The organism is Marinilactibacillus piezotolerans, from assembly GCF_900114235.1.
Classification (GTDB): Bacteria; Bacillota; Bacilli; order Lactobacillales; family Carnobacteriaceae_A; genus Marinilactibacillus; species Marinilactibacillus piezotolerans.
This window is the reverse complement of sequence record NZ_FOSJ01000064.1, coordinates 1-10,340: the sequence shown is the minus strand read 5'-3', so window position 1 is coordinate 10,340 and position 10,340 is coordinate 1. Positions and strand designations below refer to the sequence as shown.

The following is a 10,340-nucleotide window of genomic DNA, read 5'->3' as shown; positions in this document are numbered from 1 at the left end:
TTTCCAAACCTTGGGATTAGACAAAATCAACTTTCGCCCACAGTTTTGCTTTCTGTAAGAATATAACGTCTGAGCAATGATAGGAGAATAAGTCCCCTTCTTAAAATTACGTTTCAGTTCTCTAGAGATCGTTGACGGACTTCGGTCGACGGCAGCGGCAATAGTGCGAATAGAATGACCTTGGTTGAACATTAAAAATAGTTTTTCTCGTTCAAATATTGTAAGATGGTTATAGTGGCTCATAGCTATCTTCCTTTCAAATAGTGTGGACAACCCTATTTTAACTGGAATTTAGCTAGGGGTCTTTTTTAAGGATTAAGTGTTGCACTTAAAGTGTATATTCAAGATATAAAAAAAGTCCTTGAAAGAAATTCGCTTTTTGCGAATCTCCTTCAAGGACGAAATAGTCAAATTCGTGTTACCACCTTGATTTACAACGGAATTGCTTCTCATTGCCTCAAACAGTACGACACCATCATTGTGTTTAATACTGTGGCACTGTAACGGGTGCAGCCGTAATGAACTTATTCCAGAGAACTCGTTCATTCCACGTTAACTTAGAAAGTTAAATCATTTTCAAGTTTTAAAAGACCATTTTCCAGATTTTTCATCTTACCCTTTTTCACCAGACTGGGCTCTCTATGAAGACTTCCAAAATGTACTTATCTTTCACGCATTTATATTTAATGTTTCCTGTTGGTCATTACTATAGCAAGAGAAGTAATACACTGTCAACAAAAATTTTGATTATTTTTTGACAGTTTTAAATTATATTCTTTTTACAGAGTATTTGAAAGATCAAATTTATGAACATCATAGATACCTTCTCAGATAGATTTGTACTATTTTTTAGCACTACATAAAATCTGATTTTTTTAATAATTCAATTTTGGTATAGGTCGATTTTTCAAGTTAAAATAGAATGCAGGTGATTAATTGAAGGGGTTATTCCTTCCGCAAGTTTTTTCAAATCTATGATCTCGTCGATTTTTTCTTTACTTAACCAATCCTTTTCTAAAAGAATTGTTCGAATAGATATTTCAGTTTTTAAAGATTCTTTTGCGACTTCACTTGCTCTTTTGTATCCGATGAATGGGCAGAGAGCAGTGGCGATTCCTGCACTTCGTTCCACTTGTTCAAGACAATGCTCTCTATTGGCTGTAATACCAGCGATACAGTTATCGGCCAGCGTTAACGCAGCATTCGTTAAAAGTTCAATAGAACTAAACAAATTACGAAAGATAATTGGCTCAAAAGGATTCAGTTCCAATTGACCGGATTCGGCTGCCATTGTGATTGTTACATCATTTCCGATAATTTGAAAGGCTACTTGTGAGACAACTTCTGGAATAACAGGATTGACTTTGCCGGGCATAATGGATGAGCCATTTTGCTTATCAGGTAAGTTGATTTCACTGAATCCAGTCTTTGGACCACTGGACATTAGCCTTAGATCATTACTCATTTTTGAAAGTATAACTGCGACAGTTTTTACAGCGCCTGATACCTGGACAAAACTATCAGCGTTTTGAGTAGCATCGTATAAATCGTTTGCCTGTTTTAACGGTAATTTCAATTCATTTGCTAAGTTTTGAACGATGGTTGCAGAATAACCTGGAGAAGTATTCAGTCCATTCCCGATAGCTGTCCCTCCAATGTTAAGGGTATGCATTTCATCCGTTACGGTTAACAAATGATGAATACCTCTGCATACAGCAGATTGATAGGCTTTGAAAGAGCGGCCTAATGTTGTTGGAACGGCATCCTGCAATTGGGTTCTTCCCATTTTGATTACATCTGAAAACTCATCCGCTTTTTGAGCGAGTAAATTTTCTAAGTAGGAGAGATTGTTGATTAGATGCGGCATTAGTTCTAGAACCGTTAATTTTCCTGCCGTCGGAAAAACGTCATTTGTCGACTGTGAACAGTTGACATGGTCATTAGGGTGAACAAGATCATAGGTATCTTTTGTACCTCCAAGTATTTCACTAGCGCGATGAGCTAGTACTTCATTGATATTCATATTTGCAGAAGTTCCAGCGCCACCCTGAATGGCATCTACAATAAACTCTTCTTGGAATTTACCTGAAATAATCTCATCACTTGCTTTGCAAATTGCCTCAGCAATATCAGCAGATATATTTTGTTCTTGGAAGTTTGTTATTGCTGCAGCTTTTTTGATTACAGCCAAATTTTTTATAAGGGAAAGATGCAGTTTTTCTCCAGAGATTGAAAAGTTATGTTTCGCTCGTAATGTCTGAACACCATAGTATGCATTGCTTGGAATGGATAAAGGACCAATTGAATCAGATTCTATTCGTGTATGCATTTCTTCTACACTCCTTGATTTCTTATTATAAACATCATTAATGAAATTACAGGTATGAAGATACCATGCCTTGGTGAGAGAGTAAACAGAGGAAACAACGAACAAAATAAGTAATTGGTATAGTTTGTTTTGAGAGTATAAAATAATTTATTTTCAAGGAAAACTTTAGATAATTAAGTATAGTTTTAATAAAGAAAGTGGTCTGGATTTTTATATAGCTTAACTATAAATACTAGTTTATAAGTCAGATAGATGAGGAAAATAAAAACAATGTAGAATTGAGTATTCTACATTGTTGGAAATGGAGTATAAAAAATATTAAAAAGCTGCACCTGTTTGTTGATCTAGTATTCAATAAGCATGATGCATTCTTTAAAGAATGCTCACATGTAAAATAGAAATAGTAACTGAATGATTAGATTTTTCATCAGTTTCTATAACTCTCCATGCTGAACTGACTAATGCTTTGATTTCTTTTAGCTGCTTTTGATTCACAGTTAAATTTTCTAATTTCTGATCATAGAGAAGGTAATCTTCTTCTTCTACAAATTCATATTTGATTTTAAGAAGATTTTTCAACCCTCCGATTGTTAAGTAACTTATAGCATACTGATTTTTTTTAATAGCTTCTTCAAATAATGATTCTTTCCCTTGCACAGAAGTACTTAGTTCTGAATAGTCAAAAGAATCATCAAAATGTACATATTTATCTAGATTTTTCTCGTTCATTGTATGAAGAAAATCTTCTTTTTTAATACCCTTTGAAAAAAGCGTTTCTATCATATAGGCATCCATTAAGGTTATAGTAGGAATAGTCATGAAAATCTCCTTATCAAAATCTGTTTTTCTACTGTTCATTATATCATTTATCAATAAACTGAGATAGTTCATAGACTAATGAGTATTTTCCGTTAAAATAGAATTATAGAAAATTTGATGGAGGATTTAAAATGAGTTATAAAGGTTATTTGATTTTTGATTTAGACGATACGATTTTGGACTTTAAAAAGGGTGAAAAGGACGGATTGAATAAAGTTTTTAAGAATCATGTGATACAAGATGTTCATTTTGACCAGTGGCTGCCGACTTTTAAACAGGTAAATAACGCAATCTGGAGGCAAATTGAACAGGGTGCTTCAGCAAAAGAATTATTAGATACTCGTTTTTCAAAAACTTATCAAGAATTTGGGGTTGAAGCAGATGGTAAGCTCCTCGAAATGGAATATCGGAGCTATCTTGATGAGAATTTCTTTGTTTTAAAGGGAGCAAAAGAGATGCTGCTGCATTTGAAAAAGCAAAACTTTCAAGTCATTGCTGGAACCAATGGGAAATCATCCACCCAAAGAAATCGATTAAAAGGTACCGGATTAGAGATGCTTTTCGAAGATATCGTTATTTCAGACGAAATTGGATATGCCAAACCTCATCGGAAATTTTTTGATATTCTGATGGATCGGAATAAAGGAATGCAACCACAAAATACACTAATGATTGGAGATTCCCTACATTCGGATATTCAAGGAGCGATTAACTCTGGAATCAGAAATATCTGGTTCAATCCATTCAGACTGAAAAATGATTCAGGTATAATACCTGATTACGAAGCGCAATCATTTGATGAAATAGTGAAGAGGACACAGTCGATAGTTTTTAAATAGTTTAAAAGTCTGATAAACAAGTAATGTAAAAATCACCATTAATAGATGGAAAAAGGAAAATAATGTCAAAAAGATAATTTTCTTTAGGGACTTTGAATTACTTAAAATATTTATGTCAGAAAAGTGTAAGAATTATTCTATGTATATTTGGAAAATCTCTTGATTCCTTAATTTTCTTCTTATTTTTACGATATATAAATAGTAACAAATAGGAGGGGGAGAAGGTTATGAAATTTTCAATTCGTGCCAAAATCCTTAGTTTTATTCCGGTCATGATTATGGTAGTACTCATGATTACTGGAGTAAGCTATAGCTTTGCTAAAGGAGAAATAGAAAAACAAATTGAGGAAAGACTTGCCCGACAGGCTGGAGAAACTGCCGGAGAAATGGAAAAGCAACTTTCAGAACATCAGCGTGTTGGAGAGGCACTTGCTGAAGTTGTTGGAGAAGAAGGCACTGAATTAAATGCAGAGGCTTATGCAGCGTTACAAGAACGTCTTGTAGCGTTGAATGAAGCAACTTATGGAATTGGTGTCTGGTACGAGCCTTTCGCATATGATGAGAATGTTGAGTACTTTGGACCATATACCTATGAAGATGAAGAGAATGTTGTGTTTACTCAAGAATATGAAACAGAAGAATATGATTATCCTTCACAAGAGTGGTACACAGCAGGAGTAGAAAAAGGAGCTACTGCATGGACTGTGCCGTATTTTGATGAGACTTTAAATAAAACGCTCGTAACTGCCGGTACGCCTTTTTATCGACCAGATGGTACGCTTCAAGGAGTCATATCTAGCGATATGGATGCACAACAAATTCAACAAATGGCAGAGAACCTTGAGGTTGGAGAAAATGGCTGGGCATTTTTGATGGACGAAGCAGGGAACTTCCTTGCACATCCAAATGCTGCTTCAATAGAGGATGATCCTGTACTGGAAGAAATTGCTGGTACTTTTGCAAATACTGGATCTGAGCGTGTATCATTTCCGGATGGAGATGCCGTTGTCTCGCATACTACTCTTGAACAGAATGGCTGGACACTTGGTTTGGTGCTTCCAGAATCAGAAGTCTATGCAGGAGTAAATGCGCTACTGAGAAATGTGGTTATTATTGCAGGCGTTCTTGTCCTTCTTTCTGCGGTGGGAATGTTTTTTCTTGCCAGTCGCATTACTAAACCAATCCGTGCACTTAATGAAGAAGTGAAACAGGTGGCAGAGGGAGATCTGTCTCGTCAACTATCTGTAAGTACAAATGATGAAACTGGAGAACTTACAACCAGCTTTAATATAATGGTTAAAAATTTACGAAAACTTGTAGCTTCAGTTCGGCAGTCCGTTCATACCTCATCTGATGCAGTTTCACAATTGAGTGCGGTATCGGAAGAAACGATGGCATCTAGCGAACAAATTAATCGTGCTATTCAAGACATTGCAGAAGGAACAACGACTGCTGCAGCCTCTGCAGAAGAATCTTCGCAGAAAACAACCGATCTTTCAGAAAAATTAACTGCTTTGTCTGTAATTTCAAAATCGTTGAATCAGCAGTCTCAAAAAGTAGATGAGACAAATAAAAATGGTAGCGAACAGACTGCTGTTCTGCAAGTTAAAGCAGAACAAACTGATGGAATGATTGGACGTGTAGAAGACGTTGTTCAAGAATTATCAGAACGAATGGTTGATATTTCTTCAGTAGTCGGCACGATTGCTTCTATTTCAGAACAGACTAATTTACTAGCCCTGAACGCTTCTATTGAAGCTGCTCGAGCTGGAGAACATGGCAAAGGTTTTGCAGTCGTTGCAGAAGAAGTTCGTAAACTGGCAGAAGAAACAGCAAAGGCTACTCAAAATATCCGAGGATCTATGGAAGAGATTCAAGCAAAAGTCTTGAACGCATCTTCAGAAATGGCTAGTGCAAGAAAACTTTCTACAGAACAATACGAAATTACAGAAAAGACTGTCTCTTCATTTGATGACATTGCGGCACGCAATCAAGAGATGAGTACACTCGTTTCTCAAATGACTGACCATATCAATGGAATTGAGAAAAATAAAGAAAAAGTTGTTTCTGCTATTGCAGAAATTGCGGTAGTAATGGAAGAAAGTGCAGCTGCTTCAGAAGAAGTGAGTGCTTCTGCGAGTGAACAGCTAATCGCTCTTGAAACTATCACTTCATCTGTTGAAGATTTACAAGTATCAAGTAAAAAGCTTGTTCAGCAAATAGAACGATTCAAATCGTAGAAATGTAGATAGTTAGATAAGCAAAAAGCCGATCAAGTATATAGCTTGATCGGCTTTTTGTGTAACATTTGAAAGATTAATCATGCAACAGGGAGTTATAAAAGGTCTCCTGACCTCATAAAAGACTAATGAAAATAATTTGATTCAACCAAGTTCTAATATAATCAAAAAACTAATCTTATAGAATTAATTTACTAATAAAAAAGAATTTATTAGTAAAAATTATAGGGACCTTGAATTTTGGACAACTATTTTAAGTATCTATAATAAATTTTCTTATAGCTTTTGAAACCCCATTATTATTATTGTCAGTTGTTTTTAAATTTGTACTTTTCTTTACCTCTTCAGGAGCATTGTCCATTACGATTCCAAGCCCTGCTAAAGAAAGCATAGGAATATCATTAAAATTATCTCCTATAGCCATTGTGTTTTCTAAAGGGACATCATAGTACTTCGATAGCTCTACTAATGCTTTATCTTTAGATACATCACGATGAGTGATTTCTAAATAATTATCTTTTGATAAATAAAATGAGCTATTTGGTAAACGTAAATTAGTACAATATTCAAGAAGTTGTTTGATTTCTTCAGATTCACCAATTAGTAGCAGCTTATGAATAGGTAAAGCAACATTCAATAATAATTGTTGAATGTTCTTTACGATAGGATGCTCTTTCGTAATATCAGCTTCTATCTTTGTCCATTTATCATTTTTAGCTACGTACCACTCACTGCCAGAATATAGATTTATAGCGACCTCAGGGAATTCACTTTTAATAATATCAACTATTAGTCGGACCTCTTCTCTATCTAATTCATGACTAAATAGAGAAGTATAATGCCCGGATTTTTGTTTTTTTAAAACTAGTGCTCCATTATAGCAGATGATCGGATTATCAGTTATATTAAGTTCTTCTGTAATAGGAATCATACCTTTTGGTGAACGAGCAGAAGCTAAAATAAAAGGAATAGCTTTTTGGTGCAATACTGGTAGAATATCTTTTAATTGATCATCAACTAAGTGATGATCGTTTAAAATAGTTCCATCGATATCACTTATCACTAATTGGATTTGTCTGGAGTTCATACTTATTCAACCTTTCTTTTCCTGATAAGCCAGCGTTCTATTAATTGATAATGATTTTAAATTTCATAGTAAGCACTGAATTTAAAGTATGCAATATAAATAAACGCAGTTATAGTAATGAGCTGCGTTTATCTGTTTTTCAAGTTCCATGTCAATCTGCGAGTTCATTTAATGTAGTACCGGAAATGCGGTAAATAGTCCAGTCATCCATGGGTTTTGCTCCTAGTGATAAATAAAAATCAATACTAGGTTTATTCCAGTTCAGACAAACCCATTCTAACCTGCCACATTTTCTTTCAACAGCGATTTTTGCTAAATACTTTAAGATACTTTTACCATATCCGTATCCTCGAAAGGCTGGATCTACATATAAATCTTCCAGATAAATTCCAGAGCGACCTAAAAATGTTGAAAAATTATGAAAGAATAGAGCAAAGCCGATTTCTTTACCTTCTACCACCGCTAAAATGACTTCAGCTCTTTTTTTGTCAAACAGCCATTCCTCAAGCAATGCTTCGGTTGCGACAACTTCATCCAGCATTTTTTCATAGATAGCCAAATCTTTGATAAACTTCATAATCAGCGGAATGTCTTCTTTTGTTGCAAATCTGAATGTTAATTCTTTAGTTTTCAAAAGCATTCTCCTTTTAACTTATAAATAAAGTATACGAGGGTTTCACGAATCATTCAATGTTATACATGGAATATGTTAAATGATTAACTGAATTTCATTAATGTTTCTTTATAATAATGATTCATCTCTCGCTAAACGGAATTAGTTAAATTGAATATGGTATACTTTTCAAAGAAAATATAGGAGACTACTAAAAACAGCGAGGATTTTAATTTGAAAATTATGGAGGGTTTTATGAATCAATCACTTTCAAGTATCCAGATCATTTTATTAAGTACGATATTAATGATGAATCTGTATACTTTTACCTTATTTTACATTGACAAACAAAGAGCTATAAAACATAAATATAGAATTTCAGAAAAACAACTGCTCATCTGTTCTTTTTTATTTGGAGGAATAGGCGCTTGGGTAAGTATGGGGATGTTTCGCCATAAAACACAAAAGCTTATATTTAAATTATCAGTTCCAATAGCTGCTTTACTGTCTTTTGTGAGTATCATGATTGTGTTATTCTATTTATCATAAATATTTTTTGCGATAGATATTTTAAAAGGGAAAGTCAAAACAGGAGATGGACATATTGATTAAGCCAAAGGGTCTGAAAAAAGGGTATAAAGTAGCTGTTGTTAGTTTATCAAGTGGTGTTTTAGGAGAGTCATTTGCAGCGCATCAGCTAGAAATAGGAAAGAAAAGATTAAAAGCTTTAGGTCTAATACCGATTATTATGCCTAATGCCTTAAAAGGGGTGGATAGTTTGGAAAAACATCCTGAATGGCGGGCAGAAGATTTGAAAGAAGCATTTATGGATCCGTCCATAAAAGGAATAATATGTGCTATTGGTGGGGACGATACTTATCGTTTGCTGCCATACTTGATGGAAGACGAGGAATTTATTCATGCAGTACATAACTTTCCTAAAATTTTCACAGGCTTTTCAGATACAACAATCAATCATTTAATGTTCCATCGATTAGGAATGGAATCTTTTTATGGTCCAAATTTTTTAAGTGATATTGCTGAATTAGCAGAGGAGCTTTTACCTTATACGAAACGTTCTCTAGAAGGTTATTTTGAGGATCATGAATTAACAGAAATCCCTTCAACTGAATGGTGGTATGAAGAAAGAACCGACTTTTCTTCTAAAGCTATAGGAACTGAACGTAAGCGACATTTTGAAGAAAACGGGATCGAAGTATTATCTGGAAAAAGGAAAACCAGCGGTAGGTTATTGGGCGGCTGTCTGGAAAGTTTATGTGATTCTTTAACAGGCGCTCGTTATGAAGATGAACCGGAAATAATAGAAAAGTATAAAATTTTCCCTTGGAAAGAAGAATGGAACGAGAAAATTCTTTTTTTAGAAACAAGTGAAGAGCGTCCGATACCTGAAGATCTAAGAAGTATGTTAATGACTTTAAAAGATTATGGTGTATTTTCAAGGGTGAATGGTGTACTAATTGGTAAACCACAAAATAATATATATTATGAAGAATATAAAAGTATTTACAAAGAGGTTATTAACGATGAGACATTACCGGTCTTATATAATTTACCTTTTGGACATGCTTGTCCCCGTTGTCTTTTGCCATATGGGATCGAAGTCACTATAGATACTGAAAAGAAATCAGTAAAATTTAACGAATCATATTTTGCATAGCTATATAGTAAGTTTTTGATTATTAGGATTGTTGATAATTAGATATCGTATCAAAACCGTAGACAAATTAGAGTTGTCTACGGTTTTTTTATTGAATTTAATTAATTTAAAGATAAGTCAAACGAATAACTATTACGATAACCAAGCCCAACTAATAACCACTACAAAGTAAGCGATGAATAGCTGAGTACCTACAAATAAAAATCGGACACCTCTATAATAAGAAATGTCCGAAGAGTATAATATACTGAATGTCTAGCGACATTCCATCTGCACCTTTGGATTCCATGGCAAATAAGCCTCCAAAGGTGTATTTTGTCGATTTGGAAGATAAGTTAAGAGGTAGTCCAGATATTTTCGTGGATGTAATCCGTTGGATTTGGCCGTCTCGACGAGACTCAAAATAGTCGCAACGGCATGAGCACCCTCAAAAGATTTTGAAAACAGCCAGTTCTTTCTGCCCATAACGAGTGACTTGATGCCACGTTCGGCTAGATTGTTGGATAGCACGAGACGGCCGTCCTTCAGAACGTTCATCATTCGCTCTTTCTGATTCAGCGCATAGTTGATCGCTGTGCCAAGTTTGCCATGCGCAGTTAGGGATTCACACCAGTCAAAAAACGCCTCAAGCTTTGGCTTCACTAGTTCTAAGCGCTGATCATACCGTTCGCTAACAGATAAGTCCTTGAGGGACTTATCCAACGCAAATAACTCGTTACACAGCGTGACTCCCTT

10 protein-coding genes are annotated in these 10,340 nt (G+C 34.8%); 4 read left to right on the top strand and 6 right to left on the bottom strand.

All coding sequences use genetic code 11. The features are described 5' to 3' along the window. From BM212_RS11125 to BM212_RS11115, 3 genes are all read right to left on the bottom strand, one after another. Positions 1-243, bottom strand: a 243-nt coding sequence (locus BM212_RS11125) for a helix-turn-helix domain-containing protein (RefSeq protein WP_143744947.1), incomplete at its 3' end; no start/stop codon positions are given. A gap of 664 nt (positions 244-907) precedes the next feature. After that, entirely contained in the window at positions 908-2,329 is a 1,422-nt protein-coding gene (locus BM212_RS11120) for an aspartate ammonia-lyase (RefSeq protein ID WP_091898575.1), read from the bottom strand. A gap of 372 nt (positions 2,330-2,701) precedes the next feature. Then, positions 2,702-3,148 carry a hypothetical protein gene (locus BM212_RS11115; protein WP_091898573.1) on the bottom strand — a complete coding sequence of 149 codons (447 nt, stop codon included), beginning with the start codon at positions 3,146-3,148 and terminating at the stop codon, positions 2,702-2,704. Between the two features lie 131 nt (positions 3,149-3,279). On the opposite strand from BM212_RS11115, the gene BM212_RS11110 reads away from it, so the two are divergent. Both BM212_RS11110 and BM212_RS11105 read left to right on the top strand, forming a co-directional pair. Continuing rightward, the gene (locus tag BM212_RS11110) at positions 3,280-3,987 is read left to right on the top strand and encodes a YjjG family noncanonical pyrimidine nucleotidase (protein WP_072694193.1); all 708 of its coding nucleotides are present in this window, start codon (positions 3,280-3,282) and stop codon (positions 3,985-3,987) included. A 227-nt stretch (positions 3,988-4,214) separates the two neighbouring features. Next, positions 4,215-6,227, top strand: a complete 2,013-nt coding sequence (locus BM212_RS11105; RefSeq protein ID WP_091898572.1) for a methyl-accepting chemotaxis protein — start codon at positions 4,215-4,217, stop codon at positions 6,225-6,227. Positions 6,228-6,480: 253 nt separating this feature from the next. Here BM212_RS11105 and BM212_RS11100 read toward each other — a convergent pair whose 3' ends face one another. After that, positions 6,481-7,314 carry an HAD family hydrolase gene (locus BM212_RS11100; RefSeq protein ID WP_091898570.1) on the bottom strand — a complete coding sequence of 278 codons (834 nt, stop codon included), beginning with the start codon at positions 7,312-7,314 and terminating at the stop codon, positions 6,481-6,483. Positions 7,315-7,465: 151 nt separating this feature from the next. Beyond that, positions 7,466-7,948 (bottom strand): GNAT family N-acetyltransferase, encoded by a 483-nt coding sequence (locus tag BM212_RS11095; protein ID WP_245750970.1) that lies wholly within the window; start codon positions 7,946-7,948, stop codon positions 7,466-7,468. Positions 7,949-8,182: 234 nt separating this feature from the next. Here BM212_RS11095 and BM212_RS11090 point away from each other — a divergent pair, with 234 nt between their 5' ends. Beyond that, positions 8,183-8,476: a DUF1294 domain-containing protein gene (locus tag BM212_RS11090; RefSeq protein ID WP_218149720.1), complete on the top strand. Its 294-nt coding sequence runs from the start codon at positions 8,183-8,185 to the stop codon at positions 8,474-8,476. A gap of 55 nt (positions 8,477-8,531) precedes the next feature. Beyond that, the gene (locus BM212_RS11085) at positions 8,532-9,605 is read left to right on the top strand and encodes a S66 family peptidase (protein WP_091898566.1); all 1,074 of its coding nucleotides are present in this window, start codon (positions 8,532-8,534) and stop codon (positions 9,603-9,605) included. A 255-nt stretch (positions 9,606-9,860) separates the two neighbouring features. Here BM212_RS11085 and BM212_RS11080 read toward each other — a convergent pair. Further along, positions 9,861-10,340: IS66 family transposase (locus BM212_RS11080; protein ID WP_143744933.1), on the bottom strand; the 480-nt coding region annotated here is incomplete at its 5' end.

Coding starts and splice junctions, on each gene's coding strand:
- BM212_RS11110 (WP_072694193.1), top strand. CDS start 3,280: ATGAGTTATAAAGGTTATTTGATTTTTGATTTAGACGATACGATTTTG.
- BM212_RS11115 (WP_091898573.1), bottom strand. CDS start 3,148: ATGACTATTCCTACTATAACCTTAATGGATGCCTATATGATAGAAACG.
- BM212_RS11120 (WP_091898575.1), bottom strand. CDS start 2,329: ATGCATACACGAATAGAATCTGATTCAATTGGTCCTTTATCCATTCCA.
- BM212_RS11090 (WP_218149720.1), top strand. CDS start 8,183: ATGAATCAATCACTTTCAAGTATCCAGATCATTTTATTAAGTACGATA.
- BM212_RS11105 (WP_091898572.1), top strand. CDS start 4,215: ATGAAATTTTCAATTCGTGCCAAAATCCTTAGTTTTATTCCGGTCATG.
- BM212_RS11100 (WP_091898570.1), bottom strand. CDS start 7,314: ATGAACTCCAGACAAATCCAATTAGTGATAAGTGATATCGATGGAACT.